Here is a 17,255-nt window from a genome sequence, read left to right on the forward strand (position 1 = left end):
TCACTGCGGGCAGCCCGCGTGGACGGATGCGACGTATCGCATCGCCCATGCCATCAGTAGGTAGGCCGGCAGCAGGGTCGCCGCCCAGCCGGCCAGTGCCGCGAGTCGCACGCCCCGATATCCGCGGCCGAGGACGCTGAGGGCCGCGGCGGTCAGGCCGACGGCCGCGACCATGACCGCCATGACGAAGGCGTTCACGGCGGTCTCGTCGGCGCTGCAGAAGCCGTCGCTCTGCAGGTGGACGCCGAGTAGGAACACCGCCGTCGCCGCCGCGAGAGCGATGGCCGCCCGACCGGACAGGGCACGGGCGGCATTCATGGGCGTACGTGGTGTCGTCACGTCGGGCATCCTGGCATCCGGCCGCAAGGCGGGACCCCGGGTGCGCGGCTCAGGTGGTGCGGACCAGGTTCGCGAAGATGGCGGCGAACTGGTCGAGGCCGGCTCGGGCGCGGGCGTCGTCGCGGTGCGACAGCCAGGACCAGGCGACCCCGTTGAGGGTGGCCAGCACCAGGTCGGCGAGCACGGCTTCGTCGCGTAGGTAGGTGAAGCCGGCCTCCTTGGCCAGGCGGGTGATGTAGCCGGTCGCCTTCTCCAGCGACTCGCGGTGCTCCGCCTGGGGAAGGTCCTGAAGTTCGGGGTCGCGGAGGGCGACGTTGCCGAGCTCGAAGAGGACCTGTTGGGCGCCGGGGTCGGATTCGATCTGTGTCCAGTAGGCGGTGAGCATCGTGGCGATGTTCTCCTCGGGGGTCGCCTCGGGACGGATGTCGGGCCAGGCGTCGTCGAGGTCGATCTCCCGGTCGCTGGCCAGGACGGCCGCGTACAGGTCTTTCTTGGTGTGGAAGCAGTAGTGGAAGGCGCCGTGCGGCATGCCGGCCTCGGCGCAGATGGCGCGGGTGGTGGCGGCCGCGATGCCGTCGCGTCTCATGACCCTCAGTGCGGCGGCGACCAGCAACTTCCGGCGGTCGGCGGCGCTGATGTTGCGGCGGACGGTCTTCGCGCCCGTGCCCTCTTCCATGGCCCGGATCGTAGCATTGGCCACAGGACTTGGTCACTTGACCAAGTCCTGTGGCCAAGTTAGCTTGGGCGGCATGCAGAACATCCCGGGTCCGAAGCCGCTCCCGCTGCTCGGCAATCTGCTCGAGCTGATCCGCGCACCGCACGAGACGAGCGGCGACTTCGCCGAGGACTACCACCGGCGCTACGGCGGGGTCTTCTCCCTCGACGTCGGCGGCAAGCGGATGATCTTCGCCTCACACCATGCGCTGGTGACCGAGATGTGCTCCGACCCGCTCTGGTCCAAAGCCGTCCACGACCCTCTGGAGCAGCTGCGTGACCTGGGCGGCGACGGCCTGTTCACCGCCTACGACGACGAACCCAACTGGGGTCGCGCGCACCGGCTGCTGATGCCCGCGTTCGGGACGGCGGCGATCCGCGACTACTTCCCACAGATGCTCGACATCGCCGAGCAGATGATGCTGCGCTGGGAGCGGTTCGGTCCGGACCACGACATCGACGTGGCCGAGGACATGACCCGGCTGACGTTGGACACCATCGCGCTGTGCGCCTTCGACGTGCGGTTCAACTCGTTCTACTCCGAGCAACCGCACCCGTTCGTGGGTGCGATGGTCCGGGCACTGGTCGAGGCGGGCGCCCGGGGGGAACGGCTGCCGGGCGTGCAGCCGTTGCTGGTCGGCACGAACCGGCAGTACCGCGCGGACATCACGCTGATGCACCGGATCGCCGACGACATCGTCACCGCGCGGATCGCCAAACCGCCCGCCGAACGACCCGACGACCTGCTGGAACGCATGCTCACCGCAAGCGACCCGCTCACCGGGGAGCGGCTGTCGGAACAGAACATCCGCTACCAGCTGGCGACGTTCCTGATCGCCGGGCACGAGACCACCTCGGGGCTGCTGTCCTTCGCCGTCCATCGGCTGCTCACGCAGCCGACGGTCTTGGCACGCGCCCGCCTCTGCGTCGATCAGGTGCTCGGGGACCGTACCCCCGCGTTTGAAGATCTTGCGAAGTTGGGTTTTCTCGGGCAGATCCTGCGCGAGACGCTGCGGCTGCATCCGACCGCGCCGGCCTTCGCGCTGACCCCGAGCGAGCCGACCACGCTCGGCGGCCATCCGGTCGCGGCGGGCGAGCACGTCCTGGTCATGCTGCCGGTCCTGCACCGCGACCCGGCGGTGTGGACCGACCCGGACACGTTCGACCCGGACCGGTTCGCTCCCGAGCGGATGGGCGAGATCCCGGAATACGCGTGGATGCCGTTCGGGCACGGCGCCCGCGCGTGCATCGGCCGGCCCTTCGCCCTGCAGGAGGCCACGCTGGTGCTGGCCATGATATTGCAGCGATTCGATCTCTCCCTCGCCGACCCCGGCTACCGGATGACCGTCAGCGAAACCCTCACCCTCAAACCCAAAGACCTGCTCATCCGTACGGCGACCCGCCGCCCCGCCGCACCGAGGCCGGTCGTGCGCACGCCGCCGAGCAGCGCGGCGCACGGCACCGCCCTGCTGGTGCTGTACGGCTCCAACAGTGGCAGCAGCGAGAGCCTGGCCCGCACGATCGCCGCCGACGGCACCGCCCGCGGCTGGAGCACCACCGTGGCCACCCTCGACGAACACACCGGGGACCTGCCCTCTGCCGGACCGGTGGTGATCGTCAGCTCCTCCTACAACGGCACCCCGCCGGACAACGCGCAGCGCTTCGTCGGTTGGCTCACCCGGGACCGGCCGGACCTGACCGGGGTCGACTATCTGGTGCTGGGCTGCGGAAGCCTGGACTGGGCCGCGACCTACCAGCGCATCCCCACGATCATCGACGAGGCGATGCACCGAGCCGGCGCCCGCCGCCTCCGCGAGCGCGGTGCCGTCGACGCGCGCACCGACTTCTTCGGCGAGTTCGAGCGCTGGTATCAGCCACTCTGGGAAGACCTCGCGAAGACGTACGACCTGCCGCTTGCGCAGACCACCGGCTCACGTTACCGCGTCAGCATCGTCGCGGCCCCGACCGCGGTCGTGCTGGAGAACCGGGAGCTGGTCCGCGACCCGGCCGCCGGTTCCAAACGCCACCTGGAGCTGCGGCTGCCCGACGGCTGGACCTACCGCACCGGCGACTACCTGTCGGTACTGCCCCACAACCACCCGAACCTGGTCACCCGCATGATCACCCGGCTCGGCCGGCCCGCCGACGACCTGGTCACGATCGACTCCGACGCACCCGCCGGCCGCATCCCGACCGGCATGCCACTGCGCCTCGACGATCTGCTCACCCGGTACGTCGACCTGTCCGCACCCGCCACACCCGGTGTCGTCGGCCGCCTGGCCCAGACCACGAAGTGCCCACCGGAAAGGTCCGAGCTGGAACGTCTCGCCGACAGGCGGCTGTCGCTGCTGGACCTGCTGGAGATGTTCGCCTCCTGCCAGGTCGACCTGGCCTGGGTCCTGGAGGCGCTGCCCGAGCCGAGGATGCGGCAGTACTCGATCAGTTCAGCCGCCGAGGTCCAGTCCGAGGTCGCGCTCACCGTGTCGGTGGCCGAGGGCCCGGCCCGATCCGGCAACGGGATCCACCTCGGTGCCGCGTCGAGCTACCTGCAACGCGCCCGTCCCGGCGACCGCCTGACCGTCGCCCTGGCCGCACCGGCGGAGGTGTTCCGGCCACCGGCCGACCCCACCACCCCGATGATCATGATCGCCGCCGGTTCGGGCATCGCCCCGTTCCGGGCGTTCCTCCAGGCCCGCCCGGACGCCGAGTCCGTGCTGTTCTTCGGCTGCCGGCACCCCGACGTCGACGACCTCTACGCCGAGGAGTTCGCCGCGCATGTCGAGGCCGGTCGGCTACGGGTGTACCGCGCCTACTCCCGCCGACCCGACGGCGACGTCCGGTACGTTCAGCACCGGCTGTGGCAGCACCGCCGCACCGTCCTCGACCTGGTCGATCGCGGCGCGCACCTGTACGTCTGCGGTGACGTCAACGGCATGGGCCCGGCCGTGGAGAGCACGCTGCGGGAGTTCGGCCCGGCCTCGTGGCTCGACGACCTGGCGGCGGCCGGCCGCTATGGAACGGACCTCTTCTGAGGACCCGGCAGCTGCCGACGCGCACGTCGGCAGCGACCGCCGCCTACACTGGCCACATGCGACAGTCGCTGACGGAGCTGACCTTCTCCGAGCATTCGGAGTGGTTCGGCCTGGGCCCGCTCGTACTCGCCGTCCTGGCCGGTGTCCGCACCTTTCTGGCGGACGAGCCCGCAGAGCGGTGGGCCTGGGGTGCCGTCACCGTGGTGATGGCGATCCTGTGTGCCGTCTATGTCGTCTGGGCGAGGAGACGGCGCCGCTGAGTCGGCTCAGGAGCCGGCGGGGCTGCACCAGCGGGCGCGGTCCTCGTCGGTGACGGCGGTCGGCTGCTCGGCCGGCTGCGTGACGCGGATGTGGTTGCCGAACGGGTCGCGGAAGGCGCAGTCGATGCCGTACGGCTGCACCTCGACGCCCTGGGTGAATTCCACGCCTCGGGCTGTGAGGGTGTCGTAGACGTTCTGGCAGTCGTCGGTGGTGAGGATCGCCGACGCGCCGAGGGCCCCCTTGGTGAGCAGGTCCCGCACCTGCGCCGCGGTCTGCTCGCTCATCGCGGGCGGGCCGGGCACCTCCAGCAGCAGCTGCCGGCCCGGATCGGACGGCAGGGAGATGGTCAGCCAGCGCATGAAGCCCATGTCGACGTCGTCGTCGATCTTGAAGCCGAGCTTGCCGACGTAGAAGTCGAGGGCCTCGTCCTGGTCGAGGACCCGGACCATGGTGATGGTGATCGCGTTGAACATGCCTTCACCCTAGGGACGTCTCGGGTGGGTACGCTTCGCCGAAACTGACCGGTCGCAGCCAGGTTTTCACGAAGCACACCGGCGCGCGGGCGGTCAGCCGTCGTTCGCGGTACTGCGACGGTGACACCCCGACGGCGGCCCGGAACGCCCGGCTGAACGCGCCGAGGCTGTCGAAGCCGACCAGCAGCCCGACCTCGGTCACCGAACTGGCCGGGTCGCGCAGCAGGGACATGGCCCGCTCGATGCGGCGGCGCTGCAGATAGCGGTGCGGGGTCTCCCCGAAGGCGGCGCGGAAGCTGCGACTGAAGTGGCCCTCGGACATGTGTGCCAGTCTGGCGAGCGCGGGCAGGTCGAGGCGGTCGGCGAAGTCGCGGTCCATCGCGTCGCGGGCGCGCAGCAGTCGCCTGTTGTGGTCTTCGGTCGGTGACCAGCCCGCTTTCGGCACGCCGACGATCGTAGTGGCGCCGGACCGGCAACCGGGATCCCGCGCATGATCCAATACGATCCGTTACATCACAGCGGCGACAGGAGAGCGGATGTCGATCGGCAGCATCGCGGAGAACCGGATCCTCACCGAGGACGTGCTGGGACTCGAACTCGGTCCGAGCGAACTGGCGCCGGAGAACGTGGTGGCCGGTCGCCCCGGCGTCTCGTCGCGGGTGCTGAGCGAGGCCCTCGGTGCCGAGGTCGGCGTCTGGCAGCTGACCGCCGGCACGGTGACCGACACCGAGGTCGACGAGGTGTTCATCGTGCTGGCCGGGGACGCCACAGTCGCGTTCGCCGACGGTTCCGAGATCGACCTGAAGCCCGGGGTGGCGGTGCGGCTGCGTGCCGGTGACCGCACGGTCTGGACGGTCCGGGAGACACTGCGCAAGATCTACGTGGTCTGACCCGCGGCCGGCGCTTCTCAGGCCGACGTCCGGGTTGCCGATCGAACGGCCGCCGGCTTCCCGATCGCCTCCTGAGCGATCGAGCGATCGAGCAGGGTCAGCTGATGGTGACCGGCAGGTCGCTCAGCTTCATGAAGTGCTGCAGCACCCGCGTCGACCATATCGGAAATCGTCGGAACCACCCGGATCCGGCGAGACGCCGACATGCCGAGCGAGACGCGATAGAACTGTTTCTCTTCCATTCCGGAGATACGAAAGCGTGAGACGAAACCGGCGGCGGGATTGACGTCCCACCGCCGGCCGGATCATTCGTCGATCAGCAGATGAACCAGGCACCCCAGCCCGGGCCGAAGTTGCGGGTCGAGCAGAAGACGTTGCCCGAAGCCGCGACGCGGACCTTCACTCCGCGCCGACCGTCGTTGGAGTAGTACGCCCCCACCATGTTGTCGGCCCGGCCGTTGTTCGGCATCTGCACCCAGCTGCCCGATCCCGGCCAGGCGTGCCAGATGGCCCGGCCGGGAGAGATACCGAAGCACTCGTCAGCGTTCGAGTCGGCATCCTCCCAGTCGACGACCAGGATGAACGACCCGTCCTTGAACGTGCCGGTGTAGCCGAAGCAGTTGGCGTCGTAGCTCAGGGTGCCCACGCCCCCGGACACCGGAATCTTGGTGACGTCAGGCGTCGGACCCCCGACGGCCGGCCGCGGGTCGACCCTGTCGGCCGCCTGCGCCGTGGAACCGACCGCGAGCATCGCCCCGACCAGCACCATGACTGACATGAATCGCATGATCGAATTCTTCACACTTTCCCCGTTCCCCGTTTCCGTCGCCGCCGAATGCGATCGACGAACGTCACTATAGTTCGCCGATTCGCGGTGAACTATCAATTAACGCCGATGTCGTTTGAGCGACAGAAGGGGCGCCGCAGAAACCATCCGGGTGTACGAGACATCGCGAGCGGGCCAGCGGCGCCGCCGTCGCGTCGCGCGCCGGCCCCCCTTCGCGCCCCCTGATCGACAAGCCGGGAGGCGGGCTCCCGAGCCCGCCCGGACGCATTGCCGAAACCTGTAAATCAACTAGCGTCGATGTCATGCCCCCGTGCCCGGCTGCACCTCAGGCCCGCGCCCACGACCTGCTCGGTGACCTGATCACCCCGCAACGGCTGGCACCGAACATGTTCGACCTGCACACGCCGTTCCAAATCGACGGGAACTTCGGCGCCACCTCCGGCATCGCCGAGATGCTGCTGCAGAGCCACACCGGCGAGTTGCACGCCCTGCCCGCCCCGCCGCCGGCCTGGCCGAACGGGCGGGTCACCGGCCTACGCGCCCGAGGCGGCCACACCGTGGGCGCGCGCTGGACCGACGGCCACGCCGACGAGCTGCTGATCACCGCCGACCGCGGTGCAGTTGCCCGGCTGCCACCGGGCCACTGTCACGGATGGTCGCCGGTGGCGTACCGCACCACGGCGAGCATCAGGGCGACGGTGCTGCCACAGGCTCCGCCGCCGGCGAGGATCGCGAGCGGGACGGGAACTCCCCCAGCAGCCGAGAGCAGGCCCGCGGTGGCACCGGCCAGCGCGCCGGCGACGAGGGCGAATCCGATCCAGACCGCCCGGGGGACCCGGGTCACCGCATCTGCGGCGAGGGCACCTTCCTCATTGTTAGGGGCCTCGGACCTTGTTACGGTCATGGGTGTACCTTCCTTCGACTCTTCGCGGGGCCGGTGGGCAGGTGATCGAAACGGCATCCGTGGACTAGACGGGTGCCGTTTCTGTGCGTGAATGCGGTTCCTTCTCACTCATTCACGGCCTCTCTTTCCAACTACCGTAAGTGCTCGCACCCCTACGTAACAGGGCGACGGCAGGGGAAGAAAGGGGAATGACCAGGGATGAATGCCGCATTCACGATCAAGTCTTCTTTCGGATGGTGCATCCCGACTCATCGATCGCTGAGACAAAGCTAGCCCCACTGATCGGCAGATGCATGGCCGTCCCAAGATCTAACGTCAGCGCCACAACCCATAGCGCTCGGCACCGCCTCCGAACCGTGCTGCCGCACCGCCCTCAGCGGAGCTCGCACAGCAGACCCTAACGCGCTGCTGCGAGCCTCGGCCTCATGCATAGATTCGCATCGAATCCTGCCGCTGTGCATTAGTATCCGGCGAACTTGGTGTCCCCACCGAACGACAGATTTCCCGAGCCGGACTGTCGGGACAGCGCGTCCAACGCCCGGTCTCATCGTTGCGGACATGGCCGGCCACGCCACAGGCAGCACCGTCGACAGGGTCACCGGACGGTCCCCGTACCCCTCGACGGTCTCCGGCTTGAGGGTCGGCGGCGCCGACGCGGCCGGAAACCAGCTCACGCAGAGCGATCCACTCCGTCTCGTCGGCCTCGACCGATGGATCCCATACCGGCGGACGACCTGCCTGCGTCGAGCGATCGACGCGGGCCGAGCCGGGGTCGGTCAGCGTTCGAACAGGTCGTCCGGCTCGCTCACCCAGGCGGAGAAGACCGGCACACCGTGCCAGGGTCCGGGCTCGGCGGCACTGCCGGCTCCGGAGGTCTGTGCGGCTACGGCCACCACGGCGTACGGGTGAGCGAAGCGCAGCTCGGCCTCCCGTGCGAGCATCGGGCCGAGTCCGGCGGATCGGTAGGACGCCGTGGTGGTCAGCGCGGCGGCCTCGAAACCGTACTGCCCGTACCGGGCCACCGCCGTCTGTTGCGCCTGATGCGTGAGGTCGTCGATACCGAGCAGGCCCGCGAGGATCCGTGTCGCGGCGGGGAACCCCGGACCGGTATCGGTCAGGTCGTGCGTGGAGTGCGCCGACCAGCAGGGCAGCACCGCGCTGTAACTCTCGGTGTGGCCGTGTAGCTCGGTCTCCCGGATCGTCCACAACGGGGTCTGCCCGGGCGGCAGTTTGAACAGCGAGACCTCGCTCTTGAGCCGACGGCCCGAGACACAGGCGGGAGCGATCTCGTACGCGGCGGCCAGCACCCGGGCCGGGTCGACGTCGGGTGCCGCGGCCACCGACACCACCTGGAGTTCGTCGCGGCCGGCCGTCGGGTCGTGGTAGTGGTCGGGGTCCTCGGCGGGTGCGCCGGCCGCCACGTGCACGATGATCTCACCGGCGTGTTCCGACCGGGCGATGAACATCCGGTGGCTCTTCGGCGGTGTCCGCAACACCTGACTCAGCCGGGGCGCCCACAGCGTGTCCCGGCCGAGATCGTCGGCCGGGACGGCCTCGAACGGCTCGCGCCAGGAGACCTTGGTCGCCAGCACGCTCGCCAACGTCAGCAGGGCCCGGGGCGAGATGTCCGGCATGGAGGCGATGAGGCCGAGGCTGTGTTCGCGCACCCATCGGTCCAGCTCCAGCCGGTCCGGCAGCGGCCCGAAACTCGTCGTCGACGGCAGTCCGGCCCACCAGCCGGCCAGCCCGGAGACGTCGGCATCCGGGCCGTACCACACCGCGGAGGCGGCCGCGACCATGCTGTGCGGCTGCTCGAGCAGGGTACCGGCGACGGCGGCCGCCTCGTCCGGGTCCATCCCGAGTGCCTCGGCCAGGTCGTGACCGGGCGGTGCCGCCTTCGCGACCAGCGCCAGCAGCAGCCAGGCACCCAACGGGGAGGCCACATGGTGCCCCATCCCGGTGGCCCGGTGAAGCCGGCCCGCGTACCGGCCGAGCGCCGAGGTCCACTCCATCGCCACGTCCCTCCGTCGAATGTGGCTCCACCTTCGCAGGCACATTCAAGATCTGTGGAGACCCCTGGGGGTGCATGCCGCCGTGGATGACAGGATGACGCGGTGGCCACAGGTATCGGGGTAGAGGTCGGCTGGGCCGAGTCGGCTTGGCAACGGCGGATCGTCGACGTGCGACCTCTCACCGGTGGCTGGACGTCGACCATGTCGACCTTGACCGGAGACGACGGTGACCGGGCCGTCCTTCGGCTGATGACGAAGGAGCCGTGGCGTCGGCATGCGGCCGGGCTGCTCGCCCGAGAAGCGACCGTGCAGCAGCAACTGGACGGCTCCCCCATTCCAGCGCCTCGGAGTATCGCCCTCGACCTTTCCGGGACCGCCGCCGGAGCGCCGGCTCATCTGATGTCCTGGCTTCCCGGCAGACTCCGCTTGGACTCCGCCACCGACGACGTCCTGGCGACACTGGCGCAGACTCTCGTCGACATCCATCACTTCGAGCCCGGCCGGAACAGGCCTCGGGACTACCAATCATGGGCGCCGCCGAGCAAGCGGGTCATGTCGCCGTGGATGCGACGGCCGGAGCTGTGGAGTCGGGCTTTCGAACTGCTGGAGCAGCCCGCACCGGATTATGCGGGTAGGTTTCTGCACCGCGACTTCCACCTGGGCAATCTGCTGTGGTCGCGGGGGCGCATCAGCGGTGTGGTCGATTGGGTCGAGACATCGTGGGGGCCGGCGGATCTGGACGTCGCGCACGCCTCCACGTACCTGGCCATGTTGCACGGCATCGAGGCATCGGTCAGGTTCACGGACGCATACCGCCGCCGCACCGATGCCTGTCGCGACGAGGACCGGTTCCGATACTGGAACGTCATGGACATCGTCGGCTACCTCCCGGACCCGGTGAAGGTCGTCCAGCCCTGGCGTGATTCCGGGCTGGACATCAGCGACGATCTCGCTCGCGGCCGACTCGAACAGCGGCTCGAGCATGTCCTCCGGGCCGGCTGACGGCTCGGCGAACTGGCCGGAGCGTTCCGGTCCACATGATCAGGGTTGGTCAGTAGCAGCGGAATCGACGGTCGGGTGGTGGTCCGGCCGCGTCCGGGCCTGTCGCTCCTTCTCGTACTGCTCGCGAGGCGAGCCCTCGGCCGCCCTGGGTGCGAACACCCCGGTGACGCCGAGCTCCCGTCGGGCGAGTTCGTGGAAGTCGTTCACCGCCTGGTAGTAGTCGTCCTTCGCAACGTGCCAGCCGTCGACGTCGGTGTCGTCCAGCAGCCCTCGGGCGAACCACTCCAACCGCCAGAGTGCCCGGTTCAGTGCTCTGGCCGCCTCGACGAGTTCCCGGTCGCCCATCAACGCGAGCGTCTCGAACGTGTTTCCCCGCGCCATGTTCACTTCGGCGAGCAGGTCCAGGCCGGCGTCGCGGGCCAGCGGCGGCGCGTGGTCGTCGAGGCCGACGTCCGCGGCGATGCGCGCCGCGACGCTCTTCATCTGTTTGACGTCGGCGAGGTAGGCGCTGTACGTCTGGAGGCGGCGCTCCCGCCACTCACGGTCGAGTGCCCACCGTTCCCGGCGTCGCTCGCCCTGCCGCGAGAACAGGTAGGACAGCACGGCACCGATGAGGACACCGGCGAAGGCGATCAGAGGACCGAGGATGCTCACGATTCGCCTCCAGGTGGCTGCCGGATCGCTCGAATCCACGCTGGGTGACTCGCGGCCGTGAAGCCAGGGCTTCGTCGGATGACCGTCCTCGCCTGGCGTGTGACCGCCGTCTGCGATACACGCGCTCACTAGGCCTCACGCAGACGAACATTTGTCCTGACATAGATGTGGCCTACACGCCTGCGGCGTCCAGCTGTGCGCCGGTCGCCCGTCGCCGGTCACCACCCCGTCGTTCCGGGGCCGCCCTTGAACGGGCCGGTGATGTCGGCGGTTATCCACCCGCCGTAGAAGTCGCCCTCCTGCGGGCGGACGAGTTCGCCGCCCACTCGGCACTCCCCCACACGGCTCGGATAGAAGGCCACGGCCCCGGTCAACTCCTCGTACCCGGGTGCGGGACGTTCGTAGGACCAACCGGCCCGCGGCACACGGATCTCGCCGACGACGAGGTCCCAGTAGGTGGCGACGCCCTTGAACTCGCAGTACGAGTGACCGGCCGCGGCCTCGAGGACGCCGTCGGCGATGTCGTCGCGCGGCACGTAGAAGACCGGCGGATGTGAGGTCTCCAGCACTCGCCGGCAGCGGACACTGTCGGCGACCACCAGACCCGAGTTCACGATGGTCACCCGGGCCGTGGTGCGTTCGACCCGTGGCGGGCGCGGATAATCCCAGACCGACTCCATCGGTCCAGCTTGACGGCTCCCCGCGCGCCGCGCACCACGGTCTGCGGCATGGACGTCCCGGCGTGCGTCACATTCCGGGAAGACCGGCCAGCCCGGCGATCAGGCCCAGTCCGGCGCAGACGCCGAGCACCCGCAGCACCGACCACTTGCGCCAGAAGATCAAGACCGCGGCGACGACGGCGATCACCAGGGGTACGGGCCGCACGGCGCCGAGGTCGGGCAGGGTCATGTGCACCGGACCCGCCTCGACCTCGTGCACCTGACTGAACAGGGTGTGCACCGCGAAGTAGAGGCCGAGGTTCGCGATGACGCCGACGACCGCGGCGGTGATGCCGGTCAGCGCCGCCGACAGTGACGGGTTGCCGCGTAGCCGTTCCACGTAGGGGGCGCCGAGCAGGATGAACAGGAAGCAGGGCACGAACGTCACCCAGGTGGTCAGCAGCGACGCGGCGACACCGGCCACCCACGGGTCCAGGCCGCCGGGATTGCCGTAGGCGCCGAGGAAGGCGACGAACTGCACCACCATGATCAGCGGCCCCGGCGTCGACTCGGCCAGGGCCAGTCCGCGGACCATGTCCCCGGCCGACAGCCACGCGTAGTGCTCGACGGCGCGCTGCGCGACGAACGCGAGAACCGCGTAGGCGCCGCCGAACGTGACCACCGCGGTGCCGGAGAAGAACAGACCCTGCTGGGTGTAGACGCTGTCCGAGCCGGTGAACACGGCGAACAGCGCCACCGGCAGGAACCAGGCGACCAGCCCGATCGCCAGGATGGTCGCGGCCCGGCGGCCGGACGGCTGGTCGTGATGCAGCGCGTCGTCGGAGATCAGCGGCTCGGGGCCGGCCTTGGCCGTACCGTGGCCGCCCGAACTCTCGACCAACGCCGGCCGCCACCGGTGCAGCGCCCAGCCGGCCAGCGCGGCCAACGCCACGACCAGCGGGAACGGCACCGCGAACACCGCCAGCGACAAAAACGCGAGAACAGCGAAGGCGACCAGGGTACGGCTGGACAGCGCCCGCCCGGCGACCCGCCACACCGCCTGCGCGACGATCGCCACCACCGCCGGGGCGAGCCCGGCGAACAGCGCCGTCACGACCGTGGTGTCACCGAACCCGACGTAGATCGCCGACAACACGAGCAGCGCGACCACGCCCGGAAGTACGAACAGGGTGCCCGCGACCAGACCGCCGCGCATGCCGTTGAGCAGCCAGCCGACGTAGATCGCCAACTGTTGGGCCTCCGGGCCGGGCAGCAGCATGCAGTAGTTCAGCGCGTGCAGGAAACGGCGCTGCCCGATCCAGCGGCGCTCGTCGACCAGGTGCCGCTGCATGACCGCGATCTGCCCGGCCGGGCCGCCGAAGGTCTGCAGCGAGATGCCGAACCAGGCCCGCACCGCCTGCCGGAACGGGACGACGTCACGGGTCTCGCCGACCGACTGGCTCATCCGGGGGTCCTGTTCGACAGTAGGGCACGACGCTGGTACTCGTAGAGCCCGTCGAAGATCAGGCCACCGACCGCGAGGACGTTGTCGTCGTCGCAGGTCATCGACAGCCCGCGCAGCATCACGTCGAAGCCGATGCCCTCGGGCGCGTCGTAGCGTTCGTCGGCGAGGTCGGCCTCGTGCACGATCTCGGCGATCTTCCACAGGACCGGGTCGTGTAGCTCGTACCGTCGCAGGATCGTCTCGAACGAGCAGTCACCGTTGTGGTGGCCGAGTTCGGCGCCGCGCATGTCGAACGGTGTCGCGTCGGCGGGGACCGCGGTGCGGTCGTCGACGAACAGGAACTCCGCCGCCGGGTCGATGTGCGTGCGGATCAGCCACGCGCACGCGGCCCGGTCGATGTGCACGCCGGCACGGGTCGCCCATCTCATGCCCGCTCCCCCACCGTGACGTCGCGGTCTGCCAGCGCCTGCACCGCGATGCGCGCGGCCTCGCGTTCGGCGGGCGGGAAGTAGTCGCGGTCGGTGATGCGGCGCAGCTCGCCGCGCAGCCTGCGGATCAGGCGGGTGCGTTCGGTGTCGTCGGCGGGCGCCGTCGCGGTCTGGTCGATCACCGCCTGGTACTCCGCGGCGCGGGCCGTGCGCATGCCGTCGACGACGGCGTGTTCCTGGGTGCGGTCGCCGGGTGAGGCAATCCAGATCATCGCGGTGCCGCCGTTGTCGGCGATCTCCTCGGCGACCCAGTCGAGTTGCTCCCTGGTCCGGTCGTCGGCGGGCAGGGCGACCAACCCGTCGCCGAGACGTGCCACGCCGAGGCGCTCCAGCTTGCGCCACACCGCGATGCGCGGCTGCGACGGCTCCCTCGGGATCCGGTACGACAGCAGCACCCACTGCCCGGTGTTCTCCACCCGCTTCACCGTCATACTGTAACCACGGTTACACCAGTTCCGGAAGGCGTCTTCGAAGGTGGGTGGTGTCGATGCAGCAACGGACGATCCTGTTCGTCTGCCCGCACGGTGCGGGCAAGAGTCGGATCGCGGCAGCGTGGTTCGACGGCCTACGGCTACCCGGCTGGACCGCGTCGTCCGCCGGACTCCAGCCGCAGACCGAGGTGAGCGTGCACGCCGCGCGGCTGCTCGCCGACACGCCGGTGCGCCCCCTGCTGGATGAGGCGGCACCCCGACCGGTGTCGGCGGTGCCGGAGGCGGACCTGCTGGTCCTCATCGACGGCGACGACCGGTTCCCCGCCGACGTGCGGTGGACACTGGAGCAGCAGACCTTCGACCAGCAGATGTGCGCCGAGATCCGCGACCGCGTGCACGCCCTCGCCGCAACGCTCGCACCGCCGCCATGAAGGTGTCGCCCTGTTCTACTCCTCCGGCTCCCAGGCGATCAGCTGGTCCAGGACGCGCCGGTCGCCGTCGACGTGCAGCGAGTCCATCGTGATCCGGCCGTAGAAGAACTTGACCAGCTCATCGGCGGTGCCGCGGACACAGACGTAGGCCGACTCCGGGCGCGTGCCGTCGGCCGGCGCGGACAGGCGGGTGGTCCGGGCGCCGTCGGCCGAGAACCGGATCCGCCAGGACCCGCCCTCGGTGGCGTGATAGTCGATGACGGCGGGCTCGTGCGGCCACGCGATCGTCGTCGCGACGCAGGTGGTCAGGAACTCCTCGACACCGTCGAGGGCCACCGCGTCCGGCAGCGGCTGCGGGTCACCCACCGCGACCTGCGCGTCATACGTGTGTACGGCCACCTGCTGCAGTTGGTGCCGGGCGACGGCACCGGTGGTCGACGGCGACTGCGAGGGACCCCACCAGGTCCAGCAACCACGATCCGGCCCGGCTTCGCGCAGTGCGGCCAGTAGTCCCTCGGTCTCCGCGGTGAACCAGGCCAGCAGCGCCGCACGTTCGCGGGGCACCACCGGGTCGGGCAGCGCCACCGGACCGTCGGCGGGCCCCGCCGCCACCGTGGCGGCCCACCTCCGGCGCCCCTCACACAGGTGCTGCACCAGGTCGAACAACGTCCACTCGGGACAGGTCGGCACCCGCACGTCGAGGCTCGGCGCAGCGGCGACCGCCGCCCGGAAGGCGGCCGACCGTTCCTCCATCAGCCGCAACAGGTCGGCGAATTCCAGAGTCTTCTCCACCGCGGCTTCCTACCATCCATTGACGACGACCGACACCGAATTCCCCGGCCCGGCGCCGGCGTCTGTCGGCCGGAGTGCCGCTAAACGCTGTACCACCAGCGCTCGGACCTGGACAGCCGACGCTGTTCACCGGCTCGGACCCGCGACTGAATCGCCTCACGGACATCCCAGGCCAGCCGGTCACGGAGCCAGACCTGCCCCTCGGCGTGCAGGTCACCGAGCGCGGAGCGGTTCAGCTGCATGTCGTTCTTCACCTTCGTCCGAGCCTGCCATGCCTCGTCGTGAGTCCATTCGCCGTCACGGGCCAGGATCTTCGCATCGGCCTTGGACAGCTCTGCGCCGATGGCCTTCAACTCGCGATGACGTGCGTCCAGACCGGCCAACTCGAGCAGCGTCGCTGTGCCGTCCGACCTCATCACGGCATCCCACATGCTCAGTCGGGAGGTGAGCAGCCCCAACCGCAGGTCGTACTTCTTCAGGGCCCGTGGATTGGAATACGCCTCGGCGACGAGCTTCGTCTCGTCGAGATCCCGCATCAGCTCGCGCAGGATCTCCAGCTCGAACAGTCGGCGTCGCTCCTGAGTGATGCCGACATCGGCGCTGCGCTGCGCACGACGGGCCAGCAGGATCGCCACGAGTGCCGCGGTGAATCCGCCGAGGCCGACGACCAGGTTCGTGTAGTCGAGCCAGTCCTTGACGACATCGACCTCGGGCACTGAGTGGAGCACCGGCCCAGGGTAGAGACACGACGCATCCCGCCGCCCACCGGACCGGCCGGCCGGACCACGCCCGGGAACACTCGTTCAGGAGAAGACCACGGGCACCCAGCCGGTCCCGCACACCTGCACGACGGGCACGTTCTTGGTGACCAGTTGCACCTTTCCCATCCACGTTTCGTAGACCGTCTTGGTGCGGTGCAGGGCCGTGATCTGACCCGGGACCACGGTGACCGGCAGGAAATAGGCGCCGGTGAAACGGGAATCCGTCCAGACCCTCAAGAAGTCACGGCGATTCTCGATACCCAACTGCACGTGCATGGTGTTTCGGCCATCGGCGCTGCGGAACTGGAAATGCGAGGTCTGCGGAATCCACGACGATTCCCGGCAGTCGGCCCGCGCCGGATCGGCCGGCACCAGTCCGGCCGAGGTCAACGTCACCACCAGCACCGATGCGATGATGAAACGATCGACGGACCTGTTGGTTCGGCTGAGCAGCATGAAACCGATCGTAGGAAATACGCGAGACAGCCGATGCCGAAAAAGTCTGATTTCACCGGGAAGAGGACCCCGAGTCTCCCGACCATCGGAACCCGACGGCTTTAGCCTGAGATCACCGAAATACCGTCGAGGTAATGCAGGGAGTTTCTCATGAAACGCACCACGACCGTCATCCTTGTCGCCCTGCTCACGGCCGCAGTGCCGAGCCCGGCGCAGGCCCTTCCCGCCGGGAGCATCGTGTGGTTCCACCCCGGCGGCGACCAATTCACCCCGTCACAGATCTGGCTGTTCGACGGCACCACCCGAACAGGGTGGCGACGCAACTACATCCCGTCGCTGACGGCGTTCCCGGTACAGAGCCAGGACATGTTCACCTACCAGTCAGTCGGCAGCACCGATCATCTACGCTGGACCGTGTCCGGCGGCACCAGCCAGGTGACGGTCATCAGCCGGGACCAGAACGCCGACATCCTGACCGTGAACCACGACGGCTTCACCCAGAACTGGTACGGCTGCCGCTCCACCGGCCGGCCTCTCTACGCCCAGGCGGCCTGCTGGTGAGACCGTGGGACGGATGATCCTCACCTGCGGCGCGCACCGGCGAACCCGGCCGCGACCTGTACGACCGGGCCTACACCGGCCTGTACGCCGCGAAGCGCTCCGGCCGCGACCAGCCGGCCGCCGCCTGATCACTGCCCGGCCGA

Annotated in this window: 22 protein-coding genes and 2 pseudogenes; 7 read left to right on the forward strand and 17 right to left on the reverse strand. The window is 69.3% G+C overall.

Features of this window, described 5'->3' with window-relative positions; translation table 11 throughout:
• Together Q0Z83_RS18870 and Q0Z83_RS18875 are read right to left on the reverse strand one after the other, a co-directional pair.
• Positions 1–339, reverse strand: coding sequence for a hypothetical protein (locus Q0Z83_RS18870; RefSeq protein ID WP_317795268.1), 339 nt, complete (start codon positions 337–339; stop codon positions 1–3).
• Between the two features lie 49 nt (positions 340–388).
• Positions 389–1,015 carry a TetR/AcrR family transcriptional regulator gene (locus tag Q0Z83_RS18875; protein ID WP_317795269.1) on the reverse strand — a complete coding sequence of 209 codons (627 nt, stop codon included), beginning with the start codon at positions 1,013–1,015 and terminating at the stop codon, positions 389–391.
• Between the two features lie 73 nt (positions 1,016–1,088).
• On the opposite strand from Q0Z83_RS18875, the gene Q0Z83_RS18880 reads away from it, so the two are divergent.
• Together Q0Z83_RS18880 and Q0Z83_RS18885 are read left to right on the forward strand one after the other, a co-directional pair.
• On the forward strand, positions 1,089–4,085 hold the full coding sequence (locus tag Q0Z83_RS18880; protein ID WP_317795270.1) for a bifunctional cytochrome P450/NADPH--P450 reductase: 2,997 nt from the start codon (positions 1,089–1,091) through the stop codon (positions 4,083–4,085).
• A gap of 56 nt (positions 4,086–4,141) precedes the next feature.
• A complete protein-coding gene (locus Q0Z83_RS18885; protein WP_317795271.1) occupies positions 4,142–4,345 on the forward strand; it encodes a hypothetical protein in 204 nt (67 codons plus the stop codon).
• A gap of 6 nt (positions 4,346–4,351) precedes the next feature.
• Here Q0Z83_RS18885 and Q0Z83_RS18890 read toward each other — a convergent pair whose 3' ends face one another.
• A complete protein-coding gene (locus Q0Z83_RS18890) occupies positions 4,352–4,819 on the reverse strand; it encodes a VOC family protein (RefSeq protein ID WP_317795272.1) in 468 nt (155 codons plus the stop codon).
• Between the two features lie 4 nt (positions 4,820–4,823).
• Positions 4,824–5,264 carry an AraC family transcriptional regulator gene (locus Q0Z83_RS18895; RefSeq protein ID WP_317795273.1) on the reverse strand — a complete coding sequence of 147 codons (441 nt, stop codon included), beginning with the start codon at positions 5,262–5,264 and terminating at the stop codon, positions 4,824–4,826.
• 91 nt (positions 5,265–5,355) lie between these two features.
• On the opposite strand from Q0Z83_RS18895, the gene Q0Z83_RS18900 reads away from it, so the two are divergent.
• Positions 5,356–5,709, forward strand: coding sequence for a cupin domain-containing protein (locus Q0Z83_RS18900; RefSeq protein WP_317795274.1), 354 nt, complete (start codon positions 5,356–5,358; stop codon positions 5,707–5,709).
• A 17-nt stretch (positions 5,710–5,726) separates the two neighbouring features.
• Here Q0Z83_RS18900 and Q0Z83_RS18905 read toward each other — a convergent pair whose 3' ends face one another.
• Positions 5,727–5,951, reverse strand: a complete 225-nt coding sequence (locus Q0Z83_RS18905) for a hypothetical protein (protein ID WP_317795275.1) — start codon at positions 5,949–5,951, stop codon at positions 5,727–5,729.
• 74 nt (positions 5,952–6,025) lie between these two features.
• Entirely contained in the window at positions 6,026–6,496 is a 471-nt protein-coding gene (locus tag Q0Z83_RS18910) for a hypothetical protein (RefSeq protein WP_317795276.1), read from the reverse strand.
• A 302-nt stretch (positions 6,497–6,798) separates the two neighbouring features.
• Here Q0Z83_RS18910 and Q0Z83_RS18915 point away from each other — a divergent pair.
• Positions 6,799–7,116, forward strand: a pseudogene (locus Q0Z83_RS18915) (glycoside hydrolase family 95-like protein); the annotation flags it as partial.
• A gap of 26 nt (positions 7,117–7,142) precedes the next feature.
• Here the strand turns inward: Q0Z83_RS18915 and Q0Z83_RS18920 are convergent.
• From Q0Z83_RS18920 to Q0Z83_RS18930, 3 genes and pseudogenes are all read right to left on the reverse strand, one after another.
• Positions 7,143–7,340 (reverse strand): hypothetical protein, encoded by a 198-nt coding sequence (locus tag Q0Z83_RS18920; RefSeq protein WP_317797415.1) that lies wholly within the window; start codon positions 7,338–7,340, stop codon positions 7,143–7,145.
• Positions 7,341–7,954: 614 nt separating this feature from the next.
• Positions 7,955–8,084: pseudogene (locus tag Q0Z83_RS18925) on the reverse strand (DUF5926 family protein); the annotation flags it as partial.
• Between the two features lie 92 nt (positions 8,085–8,176).
• Positions 8,177–9,412, reverse strand: a complete 1,236-nt coding sequence (locus tag Q0Z83_RS18930) for a hypothetical protein (RefSeq protein ID WP_317795277.1) — start codon at positions 9,410–9,412, stop codon at positions 8,177–8,179.
• Between the two features lie 102 nt (positions 9,413–9,514).
• On the opposite strand from Q0Z83_RS18930, the gene Q0Z83_RS18935 reads away from it, so the two are divergent.
• The gene (locus Q0Z83_RS18935) at positions 9,515–10,414 is read left to right on the forward strand and encodes a phosphotransferase family protein (RefSeq protein ID WP_317795278.1); all 900 of its coding nucleotides are present in this window, start codon (positions 9,515–9,517) and stop codon (positions 10,412–10,414) included.
• A gap of 39 nt (positions 10,415–10,453) precedes the next feature.
• On the opposite strand, the gene Q0Z83_RS18940 is transcribed toward Q0Z83_RS18935, so the two are convergent.
• From Q0Z83_RS18940 to Q0Z83_RS18960, 5 genes are all read right to left on the reverse strand, one after another.
• Positions 10,454–11,068 (reverse strand): SNARE-associated domain-containing protein, encoded by a 615-nt coding sequence (locus Q0Z83_RS18940; RefSeq protein WP_317795279.1) that lies wholly within the window; start codon positions 11,066–11,068, stop codon positions 10,454–10,456.
• A 218-nt stretch (positions 11,069–11,286) separates the two neighbouring features.
• Positions 11,287–11,748: a DUF427 domain-containing protein gene (locus Q0Z83_RS18945; protein WP_317795280.1), complete on the reverse strand. Its 462-nt coding sequence runs from the start codon at positions 11,746–11,748 to the stop codon at positions 11,287–11,289.
• 67 nt (positions 11,749–11,815) lie between these two features.
• Positions 11,816–13,192 (reverse strand): chromate efflux transporter, encoded by a 1,377-nt coding sequence (gene chrA, locus Q0Z83_RS18950; RefSeq protein ID WP_317795281.1) that lies wholly within the window; start codon positions 13,190–13,192, stop codon positions 11,816–11,818.
• Positions 13,189–13,620 (reverse strand): chromate resistance protein ChrB domain-containing protein, encoded by a 432-nt coding sequence (locus Q0Z83_RS18955; protein ID WP_317795282.1) that lies wholly within the window; start codon positions 13,618–13,620, stop codon positions 13,189–13,191. Before Q0Z83_RS18955 ends, chrA begins: the two co-directional genes overlap by 4 nt.
• Positions 13,617–14,111, reverse strand: coding sequence for a Chromate resistance protein ChrB (locus tag Q0Z83_RS18960; protein WP_378078404.1), 495 nt, complete (start codon positions 14,109–14,111; stop codon positions 13,617–13,619). The genes Q0Z83_RS18955 and Q0Z83_RS18960 overlap by 4 nt, the downstream gene beginning before the upstream one ends.
• Before the next feature lie 56 nt (positions 14,112–14,167).
• On the opposite strand from Q0Z83_RS18960, the gene Q0Z83_RS18965 reads away from it, so the two are divergent.
• Positions 14,168–14,542: a hypothetical protein gene (locus tag Q0Z83_RS18965; RefSeq protein ID WP_317795284.1), complete on the forward strand. Its 375-nt coding sequence runs from the start codon at positions 14,168–14,170 to the stop codon at positions 14,540–14,542.
• A 15-nt stretch (positions 14,543–14,557) separates the two neighbouring features.
• Here the strand turns inward: Q0Z83_RS18965 and Q0Z83_RS18970 are convergent, their stop codons facing one another.
• The 3 genes from Q0Z83_RS18970 to Q0Z83_RS18980 all read right to left on the reverse strand — a co-directional run bounded on the left by Q0Z83_RS18970 (position 14,558) and on the right by Q0Z83_RS18980 (position 16,551).
• Positions 14,558–15,334, reverse strand: a complete 777-nt coding sequence (locus tag Q0Z83_RS18970) for a maleylpyruvate isomerase family mycothiol-dependent enzyme (RefSeq protein ID WP_317795285.1) — start codon at positions 15,332–15,334, stop codon at positions 14,558–14,560.
• Between the two features lie 80 nt (positions 15,335–15,414).
• Positions 15,415–16,062 (reverse strand): hypothetical protein, encoded by a 648-nt coding sequence (locus Q0Z83_RS18975; RefSeq protein ID WP_317795286.1) that lies wholly within the window; start codon positions 16,060–16,062, stop codon positions 15,415–15,417.
• Between the two features lie 75 nt (positions 16,063–16,137).
• Entirely contained in the window at positions 16,138–16,551 is a 414-nt protein-coding gene (locus Q0Z83_RS18980) for a hypothetical protein (protein ID WP_317795287.1), read from the reverse strand.
• Positions 16,552–16,701: 150 nt separating this feature from the next.
• Here Q0Z83_RS18980 and Q0Z83_RS18985 point away from each other — a divergent pair, with 150 nt between their 5' ends.
• A complete protein-coding gene (locus Q0Z83_RS18985) occupies positions 16,702–17,112 on the forward strand; it encodes a hypothetical protein (RefSeq protein WP_317795288.1) in 411 nt (136 codons plus the stop codon).
• The last annotated feature ends 143 nt before the right edge of the window (positions 17,113–17,255 follow it).

The sequence above is a fragment of the Actinoplanes sichuanensis genome (genome assembly GCF_033097365.1).
In the GTDB taxonomy this organism is placed as follows: Bacteria; Actinomycetota; Actinomycetes; order Mycobacteriales; family Micromonosporaceae; genus Actinoplanes; species Actinoplanes sichuanensis.